Here is a 19,830-nt window from a genome sequence, read left to right on the forward strand (position 1 = left end):
GATCCCCTACCTTCCTTAATCGTAAAGCAAAAAGCCCGATTGACACTGTCTGCTGTACACAGTGTGGATCGGGCTTTTTATATTTAGCCATTCGTCCAATTCAGTTATTTTTATTGGTAATGCTTAACCTTAAGGTCGTCCAGGCTTTTGAACTCATACCCTTGCTTGCGGGCTTCGTCAATAATCGAAGCCAGCGCCTCGGTATTGTCCTTGGATACGGAATGGAGCAGAATGACTGCTCCAGGGTGGAGCTGACGTATAACTTGTTGGTAGGCATAGTCTGCTCCCTGCTGGATATTCGTGTCCCAGTCCTTGTAAGCCACAGACCAAAATACGCTCGTATATCCGGCTTCTCGGCAGGAGGCCAATGCCTTTTCGCTAAAAATGCCACGAGGCGGACGGACGTATTTCATTTCCTTTTGTCCGGTGAGCTCTGCCGATGCATTTCGTACCCGATCCAGCTCAGACCGGATCTCTGTCGAAGAAATGGTACTCATATCAGGATGACTCCATGAATGGTTACCAATAATATGGCCCTCACTCGCCATGCGGCGCATCAAAGCTGGCTGATCCTTCACAAAATGTCCGGTTACAAAGAAGGCGGCCGGAACCTTTTTGGCCTTTAATACATCCAGCACCTTGGGCGTATATCCATTCTCATAGCCGTTGTCGAACGTGAGAAATATTTCTTTTTTGGCAGTATCTCCGAGAAAGATGCCCCCCTGTTTTTCAATCAGGTGCATAAAGCCCTCCTGTGCGATAGAAGGCAGCTCGCCCCCCTTGCTTTTTTTGAATCCAAAATGATAAGGCTGTTCGTCAACAGTTTGAGCAGCTAGCGCGGATTCACCCGTAACAACTAACATCCCCATAACCGCAACGCATAGCCACAAGGCAAATATTCTTTTCATTTAACTTCCTCCGCTTCCGTCCCATTTGGGCAAGGTGTGTATGCTTCGGCATATTCCATAGCGTCTGCAATACCACGCCTGTTTATGCAAAAAATGCTCTCAACTTAGGACGAACATGGCTTTTAACAATCCCTGTAGTTAGATGACGATGCCCTCAGGGCTAAAGTTTAATCGTTGGCCCTCAAAAAACACATATTGACATGAATATTAAATCGAAGTAGTATACTTTATAAAACTTACTAGAATACTCGGATTTAGTGGATTAACGATAAAGGGATGCAAACAGCTCAATGACATCTTACATTCTTAAAGGAATCGGAAGGAGCTAGAAGTAATGATTGAACTAAAAAATGTATCCAAAACCTATGTGAGAAAAGGCTTAAGCATTGAAGCGCTAAAAAATATAAATATCCAAGTGGATAAAGGTGATATCTTCGGTTTTATCGGATTCAGCGGCGCAGGTAAAAGTACGCTGATCCGGTTGGTTAACCGTCTGGAGAAGGTCACCAGCGGAGAGGTTCTTGTCGAAGGAGAGCGGTTGAATACCTATTCGACATCAGGGCTTCGGAAGGTAAGAAAGAAGATCGGTATGATTTTTCAGCATTTCAATCTGTTGGAGTCGAAAACGGTGTTCGACAATATTGCGATTCCGCTGGTGCTGCTCAAGCGCAACAAACGGGAGATTGAGCAACGGGTAAAAGAGTTGCTGGAGTTCACAGGCTTGTCAGACAAGGCGAACAGCTATCCGAGTGAGCTTTCTGGTGGTCAGAAGCAGCGTGTCGGTATTGCGCGGGCGCTGGCGAGCAACCCGTCTATCCTGCTCTGTGATGAGGCCACTTCGGCGCTTGATCCGCAGACCACACAGTCGATTCTGGATTTGCTTCGTAAAATCAACAAGGAATACAAGATTACCATTCTGATCATCACGCATGAGATGTCAGTCATTCAGCGGATTTGCAACAAGGTGGCTGTGATGGAAAAGGGTGAAATCATCGAGCAGGGCAATGTGCTGGAGGTATTCGGACAGCCGCAGCACCCGACGACGCAAAGCTTTGTGCGCACGGTTATTCATGATACGGTGCCGGATAGTGTGCTGCAAACGTTCGAGCAGCAAGAAGCACAGCGGATTTACAAGCTGGAATTTATCGGACAGGCTGCTTCCGAGCCAGTGGTTCATGAATTGATTCGGCAGCATGAGGTCTATGTGAACATTTTGTTTGCCAATATGACGGAAATACAAGAGACGACCATTGGCTATATGACAATTCAGGTGCGCGGCGAGGAGCATGCCGTCCAGCAGGCTGTTGATTTTATCAAGAGTAAAGGGGTCAACATTCAGGAGGTGAAGGCCATATGATGATTACAGGAACCTCTATAACCTGGGATCAACTGTGGGAAGCTTTATATCAATCCTTGCTCATGGTCAGCATCTCGCTGTTCATTGGCGCATTAATCGGTATACCTATCGGTATTTTGCTGGTCATTACCCGTCCGGGCGGGATTTTGGAGAGCAAATGGTTTTACGGTATTTTTAATCCCATTATTAATATTGTTCGTTCCTTACCGTTTATCATATTGCTGGTAGCGATCATTCCGTTGACGCGTCTGATTGTAAATACATCCATTGGGACGAGCGCGGCGATTGTTCCGTTGATTTTCTATATTGCGCCATATATCGGCAGACTGGTCGAAAATTCGCTGCTGGAGGTGAATCCGGGCATATTGGAGGCCGCGGACGCGATGGGAGCGACCCCTTTTCAGGTCATTCGTTACTTCTTGCTCCCCGAAGCATTCAGTTCCCTGATTCTGTCGTTAACGACAGCTGCAATCGGCTTGATTGGAGCCACTGCCATGGCAGGCGCAGTCGGAGGCGGCGGGATTGGCGACCTGGCGATATCGTACGGTTATCAGCGGTTCGATACGGTCGTTACGCTCATTACCGTCGTGATTCTTGTTGTATTTGTACAAGTTGTTCAGTCCTTGGGTAACCTATTGTCCCGTAAAGTGCGCAGGGGTTGATTTTTATAATGAATTTATGGATTTTAGTTGTGAACCCGCCAATATTGGCGGGTTTTTTCGTCGCGGACGACAAAGCCCGGCTTGGCGATTTCATTGCGTAAATCATGAGCATCTTCGGCGGGAAGGTCAGCACTGCTCCGAAGCTTCGTCCTCTGGGGCTCAAAACCGTGGAGAGAAGCAAAGATCGTTCTTATATTTTGACTTGCGGTTGTTAGGGAAGGTCTGTAGTTACTTATATTAGTGGGGGGAAATGATGCTGACATCCAATGAATGTGGAGCCATTCCAATGTACAGCGACTCCATCGCATCTCTTCAATACCATTTTAGGGGGAAACAAATATGGAAAGAACCGCCAAAACCTATACAGCAGCAATTGACTCTTTAAATGTTGAATCCAATTATTTACCTAAGGGGGGTGTTACTCATTGTAACGAATTTGCACAAGATGTAATGAAGAAGATGTCGGCCGCCCTGCCTGGTGGTTTAGCTAATGAAATGGCAGATGCATTGAGTAATAAAAAAGCTCCCGGTTGGTATGCTGTCACATTCAGCGACGCTCAAAAAAGGGCCAACCTCGGTTATCCAACAATCGGTATCAAAAAAGAGACAGGTCATGGTCACGTGGTGGTGGTCAGACCTAAAGGCTCATCCATTACAGTATTGAAAGAAGTACAGGTTGCACAGGCAGGCACTTCTAATTTTAACAGTAAAACGATCAATTGGTCGTGGAAGGCGGCAGACCTGCCAGGAGTAAAATTTTATACGCACGATTAATTAGGCTGAAAGCAGCATTAAACAACTCAAAGGCGCGGCTTTATGCTTTCCGTCCCTTTGGGTTATAAGATTTACTTTGAAGGTAAGTACTTGGTAAGGAGAAATGCAATACCCTGTTCTTTCGATGCCACGGCGTAGCCATTTGCAAAAGAGGAGGATATATTCAAATATTGAAGTTTGGTCAGCAGCTTGCCTTGGCGGTCAATGTAGCCGAACTTACCGTCAGAATTCGTTCCAACACCCACGAGGGCAATGCCTTCCTTGAAAGACTCGGCTCGGGTATATTTCTGATAACCAATGACCAATTTTCCTTTGGGATCAATGAAACCGACTTTGCCGTTTTGATTATAAATAGCGGCTAAACCTTCGCTAAAACAACTCGCATCCGTATACCGAAAAGGAATAACGTCCTTTCCCTGCTTATTGATAAAGCCCCACTGACCTTTGGTGTTTTGCACGGCAGCCAGCCCTTCAGAGAAATCGCCCCCGGATTTATATTGCAGAGGAATAACAACTTTCCCTGTCGTATCAATGTACCCATACATTCCTTTACTGCTTTTAACCAGAGCCAGCCCTTCGTAAAATCCACGGGAAGTGGCATAGTGATAAGGAATAGCTAATTGTCCTTTTTTATTGATAAACCCGATTTTATCGCCTTTTGGATTGTATACCAGAGCCAAGCCATATGTGAAATGATAATCTGAACTATATTTTTGCGTCAAACGGGTAACGGTCTTTCCTGTTCGGTCGATGAGGAAATCGCTTTTGTTATCTGCTGTTATTACATGGGCCAAGCCTTCGGAGAAATTACCTGCATCTGTATATTGGCAAGGAATAGCCAGTTGTCCCTTCGTGTTAATGAAGCCGTAAAGATTCGTTTTATTGTTTTTAACCAGCGCACGTTGCTCGTTAAAATCGCTGACAGGTGAAATATAGTCGGGAAGGGTAAAGGCCTCTTTCCCTTTCGCGTTATAGTACACGAGCGAGCCGTTGGATTGTTCCGCAAATAGCAAGCCATCATGAAAGTTCCCGTCACTTTCAGGTATAACCATATTATAATCGAGAGGTGTTTGAGAAACTTCAAGATTTGGCGTGTTGCTAGATGCGAAGCCTGTGCCCGTCGTTGTGAATGCAGTACATAACAGTAGTAAAGCTAATGCTACCTTTTTTTTCATTTCAATGCTCCTTCATGGGTTCCATTTTATAGAAAATAATTCCATGGATATAGACGAACAATTTGTAAATAAGTTTCTTTATACTGTGTTTTTTATTCAGGGATATGAAATGATTTCAAATAGTTTTGGATATCGGTCTGAGGGGTTTTAAGCAAGCCCAACAGTAACGATTGCAGGGTGTGCAGCGTGTCTATATGGGCTTCAATCTCAACAATCTTTTTTTGAACAATTTCCCTCAATGTGTCTTCGTCCATCTCCTGACTGAGCAGTTGGAGCGTTTCTTGTATTTCCTTAAGTGAATACCCTAATGATTTGGCATCTTTAATAAACTTGATCTTTACCAGATAGTCATCCGTATATATGCGGTATCCATTTGCAGCCCGCTTGGGAGCAGGCAAAACACCATTATTCTCGTAATAACGAATGGTTGCCATGCTCAATCCGGTACGCTGTGACAGCTCGCCCCGTGTCATTCCCTCCATGCCTGAACCTCCGATTTTCTAGTAAAATCGCTACTTTTTATATCAGAAATAGCTATGATCTCTTTTTAGTATACGTTGGATCGAACGACACCTCGGGATATTCAGGCGAAGCGCCTTTTAATAGCGGCTGCTGTTCACCTTTAAGATATTGGTCGAAAAAGGCTCGTACATACGATCTCGTAATATCAATATTATGCACAGGGTCTATATTTTTAGCAAAAAGAGAGGGTGAAATCAGGGCCAGATCCGTAAAGCTCTGATGGAAGAGCTTATCAACCGTCAAATAATAGGTATCATTTTGGCTTTTGGTCATGACCGACTTCAGATCGGGAGCAAATTCCGTATAAAAGACCTTATCTTTTTTCGTAACCGATGGCTTTAAGCTCTCCGCCGTGGTTCCTGTCATCATATACATGAAGGGCTGCTGCAATCCAGTATGGGCGACGGTTCCCCAGAATCCACCCTCCAGGCTGACACCCGCTTTAAAACGCTGGTCCTGCGCCAAGGTTTCAGCTGTTGTCGCCCCGCCGTAGGAGTGTCCGAATATGCCCACATGCTCCAGATCCATCTTGCCTTCGAACAATCCGTTAGGATCTTGTGTATTCCATGTCGTAAGCGTGTCCAGCACGAATCGGGAATCGGCTGCGCGAATGCTGACACCCTTTACATTATTTTCATATTGCTCAGCCGATGTCGGGAATTCAGGCTCCGGCGTGTAGGGAATGACCCGACCATCAGGGAAGGAAACTTTAGCTGAAGAGTAGGGATGATCCATGCCCACTACAATATAGCCATGACTCACGAGTACCTCCACAGCCGTCATGCTCTGAAATCGGGTAGAACGGATACCGGGTGAGAACAGCAGCACCGGATATTTTGCCTCAGCGTTGGATACCTCCACACCTTGGACGACATGCGTAGGAATCGTTGTGAGGTAACTGAATAGCTGCTTCGGTATCCCGAATACAAGACTGATGGCTTCTCCCAGCTCAGCAGGGTAAGGGTCTTTGGGCTTTTGTTTTGCCACATCGGAGTCGACAGGGTACCAGACATTGACCATCAATTCCCGCTTGTCGCCAGGTACCGCACTGAGGGTTTCGTCACGGCTTTGATCGGTCAAATGCTGCGAAATGGTGCCAATAGCATATTTCCCAGTCGGTTCAGGGAGCGAGAAAGCAGGCAATACATGCGTCAAGTACATTGATCCGGCAGTTAAAGCCATAACGACCATAGTTAGCAGCCCCTTTTTCATATATATTTTTTTTCGAGTTTGGAGACGTACTTTAGCTTGGGGCTTGATGATTCTAAGGATAAATCCGAGGATCAGTATCCATGCAACAAGATAGGTCGGAAGCATTTGCAAGCGAAAATGATCCATCATTCCATGCAGCAGCACGACTAATACGAGGGAAGATAATATGGCTGTATCCAGCCGCCTTTCTCTTTTTCTAAACACAATAACGCCTGCGGCGGCCAAGCTGACCAGAAGCACAGCGATCTCAAGTGTCCTCATGATGTAATACCTCCATCCTTTAGATCAAGCATAAACGTTGAAGTATACTACAAGGTCAAGCACCAGGTATTTTCCAACCCACAGCCTCTTTTCTACTATGATCTGCTATTCGCCGATACAACTTCTCTTACTCTAGCATATTCATATAACATATCTCTTCGCAGTTGAGATCGACTCAAGGATGGTTTATATCCGTCTGAACAGGGGACTCGCAAATGAGAGATTTAAAGGAAAATCACGTATTTTAAGGAGGTAATTGCTTTGGGAAGAAAGAAACGAAGCGGCTTTAAAAATAAAAGAATTTCGGTAGACGTCAGACAATCTTCTTCAGCTCAGTCAGGACAAGGTGGCAACCCCATTTCTATCAATGCTTCTGATGTCGGGGTCGTAAGAACAGATATTCAAAATAAGTAATCCGTTAACAAAGTTATGTAGCCAACGCGCGTCGATTGGGTATCGACGCGCGTTGTTTGAGTTTAGGCAAGTTGAATTAAAAATGTACATGGAAAACGGAGTAGGCGGAATGGTGCTGTACAAGCGAAGCGGTCGCTTTAAAAGCTTTCCGTAGGAAAGCTCGCTTCGGAAGCATCACATCCCCGGATTTCTACCCTAATCAGAATTTATTCCAGAAATCCGGGGGCGGTGGCGATGGGAAGCACCATCCGTCTGCGGAGTGGCACTATAGGTAACTTTTAGGCCCACTTATATAATCGCAAATTTTAATGAGGTCATGTTATTCATCATCGTTCAAATACATTCCGTCCATTAATCTCTTATACTCTGCATCAGTTTCACGGGACGCAAATAATCGAGAATGCTCATAAAGCCCAATATATTTAATGATACAGGATTTATTATCGACCTCAAAGGCTTTCTCCATACCGTCGATTAGATACCGAAAACCAACGTCAAATGCCCCTCTGCTTAAATAATAGTGAGCCAGCTCATGCAGAAAAAGAATATATAAATCTGGCGTGATCTTGTGCGTATACGTAACAATAGCTTTTTCCCGCGCAATAAAGGCTGCAATGTCTGTTTCGAACTTTTCAAGAAAATAATCTACCTTGATATCCTGTTGATTGGCGGCTCTAACGATTTTAAACAATCCCGGCATCAGCCCGGTTGGTGAAGCTTCAATGCATTTAACATAATCCAAAATAGCGCTTACATCTCCGGTTAGCATTTTATATAAAAATAGACTGGACTGTGCCCATTCTTTGCATTTGTTCAGCCAGTATTGTGTTTCCTCATCGGTCTCCTTCACCCAGCTTAGATCAGCATACGCGTAAGTATATTGTAGTGCTTGCTTGTAGTTTCCCTGGGCCTCACAAATGTTCGCACGAAGATAGTTAGAATAGGCCATATAAAAGAACATTGGTCTTTGTGGCTTTTTGAGTGCTTCCTGATTAACCTTATTGGGCTGGTGCATAAGAAGGTATTGAATATTAGCCTCATCGTCCATATCTTGAGCCAAGTCCTTGGCTAAATCCCATAATTTCCTTTGCATATATGCATTCGCCAGTTCTCTTAATGCGTCGAGTCGGTCTATCTCGTCAAGCTGATCCAAAAGGGTAAAAACCCGGTTAGCAGCCTCCACGTTTTGTTCTTTATCGGGCCCCAGCCCAAGAATAAACAAGCGATACTGACACAAGGCCAGTCGTTTTGAACGTCGGCCGCCCTCCCTTTTGACGATATTTTTGTAAAGAAGGGCTGCGGCGGCGTGTTTGTCATGTATGAAAAAATCCTCAGCTACTTCGAACAACAGAGGAGCGTAAGTCGCACTATTCAACTCTAAATAGCTGATTTGCTGAATGCAATCCAGCTTGTTCAGTTCTTCACATCGGTATAAAAAAGGTTTAATATTGCGCCAATGGGGGACAGCTTCGACCAAATATTCCTCGATGTAATGCCCATAAAAATGGCCTGGATTCAGTCGCATACCGTATGTAACCCGATCCAGTTGCTCTACCGAGAATGGCATTTTTTTGCCCAGAATAGCATGGACTGTTTCCGTTCCTACATCCGCCATTTCGCAAAATTGCGTAATGCTTAGGTCTTCTCGTGCCATGAATTGCTCCAGCTCTGTGCGTATCGTGGTTGTATGTTCCAAATGAACCACCCCTTTCACAATCCGGATGCTAAATCAGCGATTATCTGAATATATTATATCATCTTATTGGGAATGTTTGTATGTATATAGGAGTAGCCTCAAGGGATGAGACTACTCCGTTTATTAAAAGGAGAGCGTCTATTCCACCCGCTTCGCAGGCGTTGTCTTCATTACGGCGTAGCCGTAGGGTGGAAGCTCGGCGTGGAAGCCTTTCGCTCCTGCGGACCACTGGCTTTCGCCAAAAGCCAATTCCCAATCCTGCTGGGGAATGTCCAGCTCAAACACGTGGCTCTTACCGGAACGGTTAAGCAGCACGAGCAGCACCTCTTCCTCGCTGCGGCGTTCGTAGGCGAGGGATGTGCCCTCCGGCTCTGCCTCCAGAAAAGTGAGACTTCCCGCGGCACGCAGCGCCGGGTGCTCCTTACGCAGCGCAATCAGCTCGCGGTAAAAGTCGAACAACTCGCGGTCCTGCTTGTCAGGGTCCCACTCCATGCACTTGCGACAGCCTGGATCGGCATCTCCATCCAGACCAATTTCATCACCGTAATAGATGCAGGGCGCGCCCATGTACGTAAACTGGAACAGAGCGGCCAGCCGCATCAGCCGCTTGTCGTCGCCACACAGCGTCAGGAGGCGCGGCGTGTCATGGCTATCCAGCAGATTGAAGGCCACTTCAGAGGCCTGCTGCGGATAGCGGGCCAGTTGCCGACCGATAGCAAAAGCGAAGCTTTGGGCATCGGACTCTTTTTTGACGAAAAAATCATTCACCGCATAAGTGAACGGATAATTCATCGTCGCATCGAACTGGTCACCCTGTAGCCATTCAGAGGATTCATTCCACATTTCACCCAGAATGTACGCATCCGGGTTGGCCTGCTTGACCGTGGTGCGGAACTCCCGCCAAAAGGCGTGATCCACCTCATCTGCCACATCCAGCCGCCACCCGTCGATGCCGATCTCTTCGATCCAATATTTTGCCACATCCAGCAGGTACTTCTTCACCTCAGGATGCTCGGTGTTTAGTTTGGGCATCATCGGCTCCAGCCCGAAGGTATCGTAGGTCGGTGTATCATCCAACACTTCCAGCGGGAAGCTATGTACGTGGAACCAGTCCTTGTAAGACGAGGCTTTGCCTTTTTCCAGCACGTCCACGAACGGCTTAAAGGTACGTCCCGAATGATTGAACACTGCATCGAACAGTACCCGGATTCCCCGGTCGTGGCAGGCGTTCACCATTCTTTTTAGCGTCTCCTTGTCCCCAAAATGCGGGTCCACCTCCATATAATCCTCGGTATCGTATTTATGATTGGTCGTCGCCTTGAAGACAGGCGTCATATACAGGGCGTTAATCCCCAGCTCGTTCAGGTGGTCCAGATGATCTATGATCCCCTGTAGATCGCCACCAAAAAAATTGTCGGTTTGCGGCGTGTCTCCCCATGCCTCGGCACCTTCCGGGCTAATAGAGGGGTCACCGTTTGCGAAGCGTTCCGGGAAAATCTGATAAAAAACTGCATCCTTCACCCATGCAGGTGGTTTGAGAATATCAATTGGATTCAAAAACGGGTATTGGAACAGGCCGTCTGCATTTTGAGGTTCTTGGGTGGTAAAGTCGTTCTCGTTCATCCATAGTTGTTCTTCTTCGTCTTCCAGCAAAAATCCATATTTCAGTCGGCGGTGAGTGGGCTTTACGGTACATTGGTAGTAATCAAATCTGCCGTCGGTGGCGAATTTGGACATCGGAATGAGCTGTCGGGTGCGATCCCAGTCGTATTTGTCTCCGGTTAGAGCGTGTACAGCGGTCAGGTCATTTTTCTTCACACGAAGCCGTAAAAATAGAGTTGCATCATCATAACCAAAAGCCCAATTGCGCTTCGGATGGTGGTATATCGCTTCCAGCAGCATATGGTATTCCTCCTATTTTGCAAGCAGTAGAATTTGAAATCATATAGCATATGTCGTATAAGGTAGTTATTAACCTTTTTATGCGGGTTATGTACCATCAAATGCTATAATGCCCATTACTATAAAAGAAAAACGATAAGTAGGTGTGCGTCAATGAAAACAAATGTGTTATATATCGAGGACGATCAGGATATCGGCGCTTGGATGCATCAGTATTTGGAAGAGCGGAATTACGCTGTGGTGTGGCTGCGCAGCGGGGATGGAGCTGTGGAAGCATCCCATACATGCCAGCTTGTGATTCTGGATGTGATGCTGCCCGGTCTGGATGGATTTACAATTGGAAAACGGCTCAAGAAGGAGCGGCCGGAGCTTCCGATTCTTATGCTGTCCGCCCGAACCTCCATTGACGATAAGCTGCAAGGGCTGGATTTTGCCGACGATTATGTGACGAAGCCCTTTCATCCGGACGAGCTGATTGCACGTATGGAGGTTTTGCTGCGTCGTTCAGGTACGGTGCCCGAGGAATCCTTGCAGTTGGGACATCTGACAGTGTACCCTCCCGATAACCGTATTGTGAACCGTGATACCGGGGAAGAAATTGCGCTGACAGGCAAGCAATATCATATTTTTGCTTATTTGCTGCGGCATTTGGGCCAGATTATGACGAAGGAGCAAATGTATGAAGCCGTGTGGGGAGATCCGTATATCGACGGGGACAAAACCTTAATGGTCCATATTCGACATCTGCGCGAAAAGCTGGAGGTTGATCCTGCCACTCCCCGCATCATTGAGACGATCCGTGGCGTAGGCTATCGGGTGAAGGCATAATGAGCAGGACGCGCAAGAGTTGGGCGAGGTTGCGTCGCAGCTCCAGGCCAGGTCAGGGAGGTCGGTTTCGCAGTTCACTGTTGTTCCGCTATCTGATCATTATTGTGGTTGCCATGATGCTGTTGCCGATTATGTTACCTGCTACGTTAATTGTAAGTAGTGTCTTGTCTGCTTGGGTTACGGATATGAAGCCTGCAAATCCACATTATCTCTCCAGTTCCCGGACCGAAGATAGCTGGCATCGTGAAGCCGTAGCCTTAAAAGGAGCCACACCGGAGCAAATCTCAACCCGTTTAAAAAAAATACAGGGAAATACGTTTCCCGACTCACAGATATTTTGGGTGGATGCAGCGGGGAAAACAAGGCTAGAGCTCCCCGCACAACCTGACGTTCCAAAGCAATGGGACGCGACGCAGGCTGTTGTATTTATGAAGCAAGCCATGAATTCAGACTTATTTACTGTAGTTTCATTTATTGGTGGTGGCCAGAAGAACGCCGATCAGGGCTATATGGTATTGAAAGTTCCTCGTTCGTTTTTTGATCAGTCACGTACGGACAATAGCTTGGCACTGTACTATCTCTTTTTTATTTTACTAATACTCGCAGCATTTATATTCGTATCTCTCCTGTTTTTTGGAGGCATTCGGCGCAGACTGGTGCGGCTTCAGGCAGCCATGTCGCAGAGGGGAGAGGATGGATTGCCCATTTTCGTCAGCACCGGACGACCGGATGAAATCGGCAAGCTGGAGGAAGCGTTCAATCAGATGGTCGAGCAACTGGCCGAGAGCCGGGGACGTGAGCGCCAAGAGGAAGAACTGCGAAAAAGGCTGGTCGCCGATCTGTCACACGATATCCGGACACCGCTTACCGTCGTGCGCAGCCATCTGTACTCATTGGACGACGAAAACCTGAGTAACAGGGGAAGGCAGTCTATTACACTGATGGAAAACAAGTTAAAAGACCTCGGAAGCCTGATCGACAACCTGCTCGCCTATAATCTTCTTTCCAGCGGCAAATATACATTGAATAACGAACCGCGTGATATCCTGCGGCTGGTGCGGGAATGTGCGGCCAGCTGGTATCCGGTTTGGGAGAAGGAAGATTTGGAGGTGGATATCGACTTGCCTGAGCATAGTATCGTGTGGAAGGTCGACGAGCAGGGCTTCCGCCGTTTGCTGGACAATCTCTTTCAAAATGTAGTTCGCCATGCTGCCTCAGGCCGATATATTGGTATCCATGTAGAGGAACTTAACGGGAAAGAGGCATTAGTCATTGTGGATAAAGGACCGGGAATGGAGCAGCGATCCAGTGGACAAGGAGCCGGGATTGGCTTGGCGATTACTGAATTGCTGGCCCGTGAAATGAATCTGGAGAGGGACATTGTCAGTTCATCCGCCGGGACACAAATCCGTTTTTTAAACAAAACTTAAACTAAGAGTTCCCTTAGCTTTAAACTTGGCACGTTACGATAAGTGTCGAGGTGAGGAACTTGAACGAATACATTATTGAAACGAACGGTCTCAGCAAAATATACAAAGGACGCCCTGCGGTCAACCAGCTGGATCTGAAAATAGGGCGGGAAGATATTTACGGCTTTCTCGGCCCGAATGGAGCGGGGAAAACGACAACCATTCGCATGTTACTTGGACTCATTCGCCCGACTAGAGGAACGATCCGCATATTCGGTAAGGATATTCGCAGACATAAGCTGGATATTTTGCGTAAAGTCGGCTCGCTGGTCGAATACCCTTCATATTACGGTCATTTGAACGCAGTGGAAAATCTGGAGGCCATTCGTCGCATTTTAAATGTGCCCAAGGAGAACATTACGGACGTGCTGAAAGTCGTTCGACTGACCAAGCATGCCAAACGCCCGGTCAAGGGCTACTCGCTGGGCATGAAGCAACGGCTTGGTATCGCCGCCGCGCTGCTAGGCAATCCGGAATTGCTTATTTTGGACGAGCCTACCAATGGTTTGGACCCGGAGGGCATTCAGGAAATGCGTTCATTGATTCAGGCGATGCCCAAGGAACGAGGAATCACCGTGCTGGTATCCAGCCATCTGCTGAGCGAAGTGGAGCATATGGCGAATACGGTGGGAATTATCCGCGAAGGAGAACTGGTTTTCCAGAATACGATTCACAATCTCCGTCAGGAATCCGCAGGGGGCATTCGCATCGTCACGTCCGACCCGGAAACAGCCCAGCTCATTGCACGTGAGCAGGGTTATCATTCGGTGAGGGACGGGGCTGCTCTGGATTTTGAAAACATGAATGATGCGGCTGTGGCGCTATTGGTCAGAAGACTGGTCGAAAATACGCATGCTATATACCGTGTAGAGGAACGCCGCAAATCCCTGGAGGATATGTTCATGCAGGTCGTCGGCAAAGGAGGGGCTTCCCTATGATGCTGCGAGCGCTGACTGCGGATCTGCTCAAAGCGCGCAGGAAGGGGATCTGGTTTCTGGTGTTCCTTGGACCCCTTGGGCTGGTGGCGATGCAGGCGCTGAATTTCGGGCTTCGTTATGATTATCTGATTCCGCGCAGCAAGGGTCATCTGTGGGAAGCCTTGATGGACAACATCGCTGTTTTTGTCCCCATTGCGCTGGTGTTAGGGGCCACGATGGTCGCTTCCATGCTGGCGAATGTGGAGCATTCGTCCAACTCATGGAAGCAGCTATTGGCCTTGCCTATCTCCAGATTCAGTGTCTATATGGCCAAGCTGACGCTGGCTATCGGGATGCTGTGTGTATCCTGCCTGCTCCTTACCGTTGGAACATGGGGACTGGGGATGATACTTGGCTTCGGGGGAGAGCCTGCTCCAATAACAGAATTGCTGCGGCTCGGGTTTTGGCCCTTGGGAGGAACACTGCCCATGCTCGTACTGCTATTGTGGCTAACGGTCACGTTTCATAACCAGGCGTTGCCTGTAACACTGGGCATTACGCTAGGCATTGGCAGTTTGTTTGCATCACAACTGTCTGAATGGTTTCCGCTGGCTTGGCCGCAATTCGCATGGGTTGCGCCTCAAGCGTGGATGTTTGCGTCCATCGGCTGCGGAACGGGTGCGCTTCTCAGTCTGCTGACGGCGGCTCATTTTAGCAGAAAGGATGTGGCGTAATGTTCGGAGGATATGTACGACTGCTATCTGTCGAACGTTTGAAAATAGCCAAGTCGCCCGTCTGGTTGCTCGCGCTCGTCAGCCCGGCGATTGCCGTCCTGATCGGACTGCTGTCGAACCCCGGAGGAAATTGGCTAGCACTACTTTCTAGCATGCTCACAGTGCATGCGCTGCTGTTCATGCCGATGCTGACCGCCGTATTTGCATCCATGGTCTGCCGATTCGAGCATGGGGGCGGCGGCTGGAAGCAACTGCTGTCGTTGCCATTATCCCGCACCAGTCTCTACGCAGCCAAGTTGACGATGATTATGGCTTTGGTGGGGCTGACTCAGCTATTGTTCGGGGGAGCGCTGCTGGGTGTCGGAGCTGTCCAGGACATGAACGGGCCGATTCCTTGGTCAGTCATCGCCCAAAGTCTGCTCGCAGGCTGGGTAGCCTGTCTGCCGCTAGCTGCGTTACAACTGATGGTGTCTTTCCTGTGGTCCAGCTTTGCCGCGCCGCTCGCCTTGAACTTTGTTTTCACAGTGCCCAATATTCTGGTCGCCAACTCACAGACCTACGGTCCGTACTATCCGTGGGTACAGCCTGTGCTGGCGATGATGCCTGCCGGAAGAGACAGCTTCGGGGCATTCATCGTACCAGCCGATACGCTGATTACGGTTGTCCTGGGCAGCTTTGCTGTGTTTGGGATTGCGGGCCTGACGGTATTCCGTCGTAAAGAAATATAAGACGGAATATGAGGATTCAGCTCTATCTGTTTTTTCAAGGGCTCTATTAAAACAAATGACCCTCTTATGGGTCATTTGTTTTAAAGTTATCATTCTTCCGGGTCACATTTCAGCGTTGGTACATAGAGATCATTCAACTTCTAGCTCGGGAAGTTATTATAAATGTGGCATAGGTCATAATATCATGGTCTCTCTTCAGTTTTTAGAATGAATATTTGATAAGTGGATTTTTTTGAAGTATAAATCGCGCCGGATTGATAAAATACGATAATACATCTCAATCCGGAGTATGACACAATTTAAACTAAGCCCGACATGGCACGGATATTATCGCTGATGAAGCGGCAGGAGGCGTCGAACTTGGCTTGTTCTTCCGGGCTTAGCTCCAGCTCGATGACCTCCTGAATTCCTTTGCTGCCGATGATCGCCGGAACACCTGTGCAGACATTCGTGTGCCCGTACTCGCCATCCAATACGGCAGAAACCGCTATAATTTTACCGTCATCATTTAAAATGGAACGGGTAATGTACGCCAGCGCATTGGCAATACCGAAATAAGTAGCCCCTTTGCGGGTGAAAATCTCCCAGCCTGCATCCTTCGTTTTGCGGGCAATATCATCCAGATCGACGTGGCTGAACCGCTCCTGATGCTGACGCAGGATGTGCAGGATTGGCTTGCCGCCAATGGTAACGTGTGACCATGCAACGAATTGGGAATCGCCGTGCTCGCCAAGAGCATACCCCTGCACACTGCGCGGATCTATGGAAAACACCTCGGAAAGCAGCGTCTTAAGCCGGGACGAGTCAATGGAGGTGCCCGTGCCGATCACCTTGTTGCGTGGCAGACCGGATATGCTTTGTACAAGATAGGTCACAATATCGACAGGATTAGCCGCAATGACGAAAATGCCGTCAAAGCCGCTCTCCATAATCGCCGTTACAATTTCGCGCGTAATGATCACCGCATCATCCAGTACGGACAGACGATCTTGACCTGGTTTGGGGTTAGCCCCGGCCGTGATAATGACAACGTCCATATCCGTGCAATCTGTATATGTTCCTGCATGTACCTTGGTACGTGTGGACGTAAAATCCATACAATGGGACAGATCCAGCGCATGGGCCAAAGCCCGATCATACGTGCGGTCAATCATCATAATTTCGTCACAAATGGACTGATTGACCATTGAGTAGGCACAGCTCGAACCGACCATACCCGCGCCGACAATAGCTACTTTCCTTGCCTTCCCCTTCATTTATGTTTCCTCCTCGTTCCAGCGAACGTTAATATGCTATAAATTATGTCTGAAACCCATTTTACGTTACATAACATAACATATTGCAGAGCTTTTGGAAATATCCATTGTTTTGCCTTCATTCCGAAAAATATAAAAACAACTATGACCAGAGGCACATATATATGCTGAAATATAGAGAATACGTGGAATACGCAGTGTTTTTGCAGGTGAGGATTGCAGGGTGTGAGTAGCTTCTTTTTGAGGTGACATCCGCATTGATTGTACTTCGCGACGCATTGATGGCAGAAATAATGCCATAAGATCATGTGAAGTGTGACATTTATGTGACGTTTCTAGAAAGACGCCCTATTGAATGGGGACTAGGCGAGGTACCATATATTTTGTCAGATTTTATGGTCGGCTGGTTTATCCGACTGTATATGGTTGATTTGAAGTCGCTTCTTGCATTTTTATAAAATATTCGCTTATGACAAAGGTTCCTAGCAGTCCGCAATATTAGAACATTTTTGCCAAAGGGTTTCCATTTGATTCCGCGAATTGTACATATACAAGCTTATTTCTTTCCATACCATCCAGGGAGGTAATGATTAATGGAAGAAAGCAGATCGACGACGGAAGCAGCAAAGCAGTTGGGAATCGGGGCCAGTACCCTTCGTAAATATGCGGCAGCGCTGGAGGAGCAGGGCTATGTGTTCCCGCGTTCCGCCAACCAATCGAGAATGTTCAGTCCAGAGGATGTAGAGTGCTTAAAGGTGATGCGAGGGGCATTGCGTGAGGAGCATTTGACGATGGAGCAGGCGGTTCAGGTGGTGCTTGAGAGGGTAACCGCCCCCTTCCAAATCGAGGATGCAGGCATTCGCTTGCCATCCGTATCGGATGGTGAGTCGCTGGCTGCAACCTGGGAGGAAATATTGGCTGCGGCAGAGGGCAGAGATGAGTCTGTGATGCAGGCGCAAGCCGCCTCTACTCTTGAATCGGCAGGATTAGAGGATGAAGTGAGCGTACAGGAACAACAGACGCATACCTTGGCGCTAACGATTGAGCACAGGCTAGAGCAAACAAGGGAGAGGGAAAAAGAAGAACTGGAACAAACACCCGTACAGATACAAACGCAGGAGCCTATAGAGTCCCAAGCACTGACGGAGATGCAAATTATGGTGCAGAGCGCTCTACTGGAGATGAGGATTCGTTTGGAAGAGCTGGAAGTGGAGCATAGCCGGTTGGTGGAGAAGAACACCAGCCTTTCCAATCAGTTGGAGGACCAAAAGCGCTGGATGAAAGAACGGGTGGAAGAGGAACGGGATCGGCAGTTAATCACCAATTTGCGTACCTATCAGGGCAGACAGCGTAAGTCACGCGGTTCGCTGCTGTCCTGGCTCGGTTTGGCACCACGCAGACGAAGAGAGGCATAGGCATGATAATGATAAGACCATCAGACCTACCCGGTTCTGATGGTCTTATTGTGGATGGTATAATAGCGGAATAGACTGGAGTGTATGGATATAGGACAGTGGGCGGGTATACAAGAAGACAAGAGCAAGTCGCATATATAACATGCCGCAGCGTGTATAGGAAAGGGATATCAGAATGTTTGCTTGGTTACGGAATGTTTATGAATCTTGGATAGATTACCCGAAACAGCCCGGCGATCTGCTGGGTGGACGTTATCATATTCTTTCGCTGCTGGGTATGGGAAGCTATGGTCTGACCTACCTCTGTCTGGACAAGCATAATGGGCAGGAGGTGGCGGTCAAGCTACCCAGACCGAGCAAGCGGGCGAAAGGTGTTCAACTGTTGCAGCGTGAGGCTGACATTATGCGACAAATGGAACATCCCCATATCCCGAGGCTGCTCGAAAGTGTGGAGCATCGGAATGGAATGTACCTGGTCATGGAATATATCTCCGGCATGACGCTGGAGGAGCTTATATTTGAACAGGGGCGTTCTTTTACCGAACAGGAATGTATCGTCTACACCCTGGAGCTAATGGAGCGGGTTCTGCATGTGCATGAACGAGGCTACATCCATCGGGATATCCGCATTCCCAATGTGATCCACCGCGAAGGGAAACCGTACCTGATCGACTTTGGCCTTGCACTGGCGATGGGCGAGCAGCAGGAGGATGTATTTACCGAATCTATGCTGGAAAAGCGTGCACCCGAACGACAGGATGTTGCTATCTACAGCGATTTGTACGATGTCGGGCATTTGATGCTTTTTATGCTGTACAGCAGTTACGAGCCTCAACCGGATCAACCGCCGGGAAGCTGGCAGGAAGAATTGAAGCTGAGTCCACCTGTGCGCCATCTGCTGGAGCGGCTTTTTCAGATTGGCCCAAGGTATGAACATAGTCGTCAGTTTATGCTGGAGCTGGAGAAGGCGTTGGTGCAGCAGGAGGGCTAGTCCATAAAGATCGTCCATAAAAATAACGGGCATTCGCCGCAAAAATGGGGGAATGCCCCCCTTACGCATCTGACCATATCTACATACAATGATCCTGTAAATGAGCGAAAGGAGTGTTGTAAATGAGTCATATGTGTGGAATGGGCGGTATGGGGTACGGCGGAGCCTGGACCTCTGTAGGAGCGATTCTGGTACTGTTTATTTTGCTGGTAATTATCTCCAAAACTCTGTTTCTGTAATTTTGTTAATAGACGGTTTCCTGTAAAATGCACAGATGTTGCCCTGCATTACGCCGGGCGTACAACAATAAAGCGAAGGCCCTTGATGAGAAGGGTCTTCGCTTTATAGGGTTTGAAGGAGCCAATGGCTTCCTTGCAATGCTTGGTTTCATTTGTCGCAGCCCTTTACTTACGAACTGGAGTAATGACGGCGTTTGTCCTTGTAATATTGGTGCCCGTTATGGCTGTTCTTGTATCCTAAATCGGATGAAGAGCGGCGTTTACGTTCGTAATAACGGTCCGAGCTACTGTATTTCCGCTTATGAGAATGAGAGGTGGAATGTAGCAGGCGGTGCAGTAATTTTTTGAGCATCGTCTAATCCTCCTTCTT

General features: G+C 47.8%; 21 protein-coding genes. 12 read left to right on the plus strand and 9 right to left on the minus strand.

Annotated features, from left to right (window positions below; all coding sequences use genetic code 11):
• Positions 1-110: 110 nt before the first annotated feature.
• Positions 111-908, minus strand: coding sequence for a delta-lactam-biosynthetic de-N-acetylase (gene pdaA / locus QD47_RS11525; RefSeq protein ID WP_044646262.1), 798 nt, complete (start codon positions 906-908; stop codon positions 111-113).
• A gap of 334 nt (positions 909-1,242) precedes the next feature.
• Between pdaA and QD47_RS11530 the strand changes: the two genes are divergently transcribed.
• Complete coding sequence (locus QD47_RS11530; RefSeq protein WP_044646263.1) at positions 1,243-2,265, plus strand: methionine ABC transporter ATP-binding protein; 1,023 nt, start codon at positions 1,243-1,245, stop codon at positions 2,263-2,265.
• Positions 2,262-2,927 carry a methionine ABC transporter permease gene (locus tag QD47_RS11535; RefSeq protein WP_044646264.1) on the plus strand — a complete coding sequence of 222 codons (666 nt, stop codon included), beginning with the start codon at positions 2,262-2,264 and terminating at the stop codon, positions 2,925-2,927. The genes QD47_RS11530 and QD47_RS11535 overlap by 4 nt, the downstream gene beginning before the upstream one ends.
• Positions 2,928-2,950: 23 nt before the next feature.
• Here QD47_RS11535 and QD47_RS34380 read toward each other — a convergent pair whose 3' ends face one another.
• On the minus strand, positions 2,951-3,235 hold the full coding sequence (locus QD47_RS34380; protein WP_459542282.1) for a CysS/YqeB C-terminal domain-containing protein: 285 nt from the start codon (positions 3,233-3,235) through the stop codon (positions 2,951-2,953).
• 31 nt (positions 3,236-3,266) lie between these two features.
• On the opposite strand from QD47_RS34380, the gene QD47_RS11540 reads away from it, so the two are divergent.
• Complete coding sequence (locus QD47_RS11540) at positions 3,267-3,701, plus strand: hypothetical protein (protein WP_044646265.1); 435 nt, start codon at positions 3,267-3,269, stop codon at positions 3,699-3,701.
• A 71-nt stretch (positions 3,702-3,772) separates the two neighbouring features.
• On the opposite strand, the gene QD47_RS11545 is transcribed toward QD47_RS11540, so the two are convergent.
• The 3 genes from QD47_RS11545 to QD47_RS11555 form a co-directional block, all read right to left on the minus strand.
• Entirely contained in the window at positions 3,773-4,876 is a 1,104-nt protein-coding gene (locus QD47_RS11545; protein WP_044646266.1) for a WG repeat-containing protein, read from the minus strand.
• Between the two features lie 92 nt (positions 4,877-4,968).
• On the minus strand, positions 4,969-5,358 hold the full coding sequence (locus tag QD47_RS11550; protein WP_044646267.1) for a MerR family transcriptional regulator: 390 nt from the start codon (positions 5,356-5,358) through the stop codon (positions 4,969-4,971).
• Between the two features lie 52 nt (positions 5,359-5,410).
• Entirely contained in the window at positions 5,411-6,871 is a 1,461-nt protein-coding gene (locus QD47_RS11555; RefSeq protein ID WP_044646268.1) for an alpha/beta hydrolase family protein, read from the minus strand.
• 261 nt (positions 6,872-7,132) lie between these two features.
• Between QD47_RS11555 and QD47_RS32520 the strand changes: the two genes are divergently transcribed.
• On the plus strand, positions 7,133-7,285 hold the full coding sequence (locus tag QD47_RS32520) for a hypothetical protein (protein ID WP_200893422.1): 153 nt from the start codon (positions 7,133-7,135) through the stop codon (positions 7,283-7,285).
• 319 nt (positions 7,286-7,604) lie between these two features.
• Here QD47_RS32520 and QD47_RS11560 read toward each other — a convergent pair whose 3' ends face one another.
• Both QD47_RS11560 and QD47_RS11565 read right to left on the minus strand, forming a co-directional pair.
• Positions 7,605-8,981 (minus strand): tetratricopeptide repeat protein, encoded by a 1,377-nt coding sequence (locus QD47_RS11560; RefSeq protein WP_044646269.1) that lies wholly within the window; start codon positions 8,979-8,981, stop codon positions 7,605-7,607.
• A 138-nt stretch (positions 8,982-9,119) separates the two neighbouring features.
• On the minus strand, positions 9,120-10,883 hold the full coding sequence (locus QD47_RS11565; RefSeq protein WP_044646270.1) for an alpha-glycosidase: 1,764 nt from the start codon (positions 10,881-10,883) through the stop codon (positions 9,120-9,122).
• 153 nt (positions 10,884-11,036) lie between these two features.
• Between QD47_RS11565 and QD47_RS11570 the strand changes: the two genes are divergently transcribed.
• From QD47_RS11570 to QD47_RS11590, 5 genes are read left to right on the plus strand one after another with little or no spacing between them, the layout of a single operon-like run.
• Complete coding sequence (locus tag QD47_RS11570) at positions 11,037-11,711, plus strand: response regulator transcription factor (protein WP_044646271.1); 675 nt, start codon at positions 11,037-11,039, stop codon at positions 11,709-11,711.
• Positions 11,711-13,141 (plus strand): sensor histidine kinase, encoded by a 1,431-nt coding sequence (locus QD47_RS11575; protein WP_044646272.1) that lies wholly within the window; start codon positions 11,711-11,713, stop codon positions 13,139-13,141. Before QD47_RS11570 ends, QD47_RS11575 begins: the two co-directional genes overlap by 1 nt.
• A gap of 59 nt (positions 13,142-13,200) precedes the next feature.
• Positions 13,201-14,118 (plus strand): ABC transporter ATP-binding protein, encoded by a 918-nt coding sequence (locus QD47_RS11580; protein WP_044646273.1) that lies wholly within the window; start codon positions 13,201-13,203, stop codon positions 14,116-14,118.
• On the plus strand, positions 14,115-14,831 hold the full coding sequence (locus tag QD47_RS11585; RefSeq protein WP_044646274.1) for an ABC transporter permease: 717 nt from the start codon (positions 14,115-14,117) through the stop codon (positions 14,829-14,831). Before QD47_RS11580 ends, QD47_RS11585 begins: the two co-directional genes overlap by 4 nt.
• On the plus strand, positions 14,831-15,559 hold the full coding sequence (locus tag QD47_RS11590; RefSeq protein WP_044646275.1) for an ABC transporter permease: 729 nt from the start codon (positions 14,831-14,833) through the stop codon (positions 15,557-15,559). Before QD47_RS11585 ends, QD47_RS11590 begins: the two co-directional genes overlap by 1 nt.
• A 299-nt stretch (positions 15,560-15,858) precedes the next feature.
• On the opposite strand, the gene QD47_RS11595 is transcribed toward QD47_RS11590, so the two are convergent.
• Complete coding sequence (locus QD47_RS11595) at positions 15,859-16,815, minus strand: L-lactate dehydrogenase (protein ID WP_044646276.1); 957 nt, start codon at positions 16,813-16,815, stop codon at positions 15,859-15,861.
• 593 nt (positions 16,816-17,408) lie between these two features.
• Between QD47_RS11595 and QD47_RS11600 the strand changes: the two genes are divergently transcribed.
• From QD47_RS11600 to QD47_RS33135, 3 genes are all read left to right on the plus strand, one after another.
• Complete coding sequence (locus QD47_RS11600; RefSeq protein ID WP_044646277.1) at positions 17,409-18,230, plus strand: MerR family transcriptional regulator; 822 nt, start codon at positions 17,409-17,411, stop codon at positions 18,228-18,230.
• A gap of 175 nt (positions 18,231-18,405) precedes the next feature.
• Positions 18,406-19,221, plus strand: coding sequence for a serine/threonine protein kinase (locus tag QD47_RS11605; protein WP_044646278.1), 816 nt, complete (start codon positions 18,406-18,408; stop codon positions 19,219-19,221).
• 140 nt (positions 19,222-19,361) lie between these two features.
• The gene (locus QD47_RS33135; protein WP_412177974.1) at positions 19,362-19,460 is read left to right on the plus strand and encodes a YjcZ family sporulation protein; all 99 of its coding nucleotides are present in this window, start codon (positions 19,362-19,364) and stop codon (positions 19,458-19,460) included.
• Between the two features lie 169 nt (positions 19,461-19,629).
• On the opposite strand, the gene QD47_RS11610 is transcribed toward QD47_RS33135, so the two are convergent.
• Positions 19,630-19,812, minus strand: a complete 183-nt coding sequence (locus QD47_RS11610) for a hypothetical protein (RefSeq protein ID WP_044646279.1) — start codon at positions 19,810-19,812, stop codon at positions 19,630-19,632.
• Positions 19,813-19,830 lie beyond the last annotated feature (18 nt).

Origin of the sequence: Paenibacillus terrae (assembly GCF_000943545.1) — a bacterium.
GTDB lineage: Bacteria > Bacillota > Bacilli > Paenibacillales > Paenibacillaceae > Paenibacillus > Paenibacillus terrae_A.

What these genes read in the sequence shown, in the direction of transcription:
- pdaA (WP_044646262.1), bottom strand. Translation starts at nt 908, where the DNA reads ATGAAAAGAATATTTGCCTTGTGGCTATGCGTTGCGGTTATGGGGATG.
- QD47_RS11530 (WP_044646263.1), top strand. Translation starts at nt 1,243, where the DNA reads ATGATTGAACTAAAAAATGTATCCAAAACCTATGTGAGAAAAGGCTTA.
- QD47_RS11535 (WP_044646264.1), top strand. Translation starts at nt 2,262, where the DNA reads ATGATGATTACAGGAACCTCTATAACCTGGGATCAACTGTGGGAAGCT.
- QD47_RS34380 (WP_459542282.1), bottom strand. Translation starts at nt 3,235, where the DNA reads ATGCGATGGAGTCGCTGTACATTGGAATGGCTCCACATTCATTGGATG.
- QD47_RS11540 (WP_044646265.1), top strand. Translation starts at nt 3,267, where the DNA reads ATGGAAAGAACCGCCAAAACCTATACAGCAGCAATTGACTCTTTAAAT.
- QD47_RS11545 (WP_044646266.1), bottom strand. Translation starts at nt 4,876, where the DNA reads ATGAAAAAAAAGGTAGCATTAGCTTTACTACTGTTATGTACTGCATTC.
- QD47_RS11550 (WP_044646267.1), bottom strand. Translation starts at nt 5,358, where the DNA reads ATGGAGGGAATGACACGGGGCGAGCTGTCACAGCGTACCGGATTGAGC.
- QD47_RS11555 (WP_044646268.1), bottom strand. Translation starts at nt 6,871, where the DNA reads ATGAGGACACTTGAGATCGCTGTGCTTCTGGTCAGCTTGGCCGCCGCA.
- QD47_RS11565 (WP_044646270.1), bottom strand. Translation starts at nt 10,883, where the DNA reads ATGCTGCTGGAAGCGATATACCACCATCCGAAGCGCAATTGGGCTTTT.
- QD47_RS11570 (WP_044646271.1), top strand. Translation starts at nt 11,037, where the DNA reads ATGAAAACAAATGTGTTATATATCGAGGACGATCAGGATATCGGCGCT.
- QD47_RS11575 (WP_044646272.1), top strand. Translation starts at nt 11,711, where the DNA reads ATGAGCAGGACGCGCAAGAGTTGGGCGAGGTTGCGTCGCAGCTCCAGG.
- QD47_RS11585 (WP_044646274.1), top strand. Translation starts at nt 14,115, where the DNA reads ATGATGCTGCGAGCGCTGACTGCGGATCTGCTCAAAGCGCGCAGGAAG.
- QD47_RS11590 (WP_044646275.1), top strand. Translation starts at nt 14,831, where the DNA reads ATGTTCGGAGGATATGTACGACTGCTATCTGTCGAACGTTTGAAAATA.
- QD47_RS11595 (WP_044646276.1), bottom strand. Translation starts at nt 16,815, where the DNA reads ATGAAGGGGAAGGCAAGGAAAGTAGCTATTGTCGGCGCGGGTATGGTC.
- QD47_RS11600 (WP_044646277.1), top strand. Translation starts at nt 17,409, where the DNA reads ATGGAAGAAAGCAGATCGACGACGGAAGCAGCAAAGCAGTTGGGAATC.
- QD47_RS11605 (WP_044646278.1), top strand. Translation starts at nt 18,406, where the DNA reads ATGTTTGCTTGGTTACGGAATGTTTATGAATCTTGGATAGATTACCCG.
- QD47_RS33135 (WP_412177974.1), top strand. Translation starts at nt 19,362, where the DNA reads ATGGGCGGTATGGGGTACGGCGGAGCCTGGACCTCTGTAGGAGCGATT.
- QD47_RS11610 (WP_044646279.1), bottom strand. Translation starts at nt 19,812, where the DNA reads ATGCTCAAAAAATTACTGCACCGCCTGCTACATTCCACCTCTCATTCT.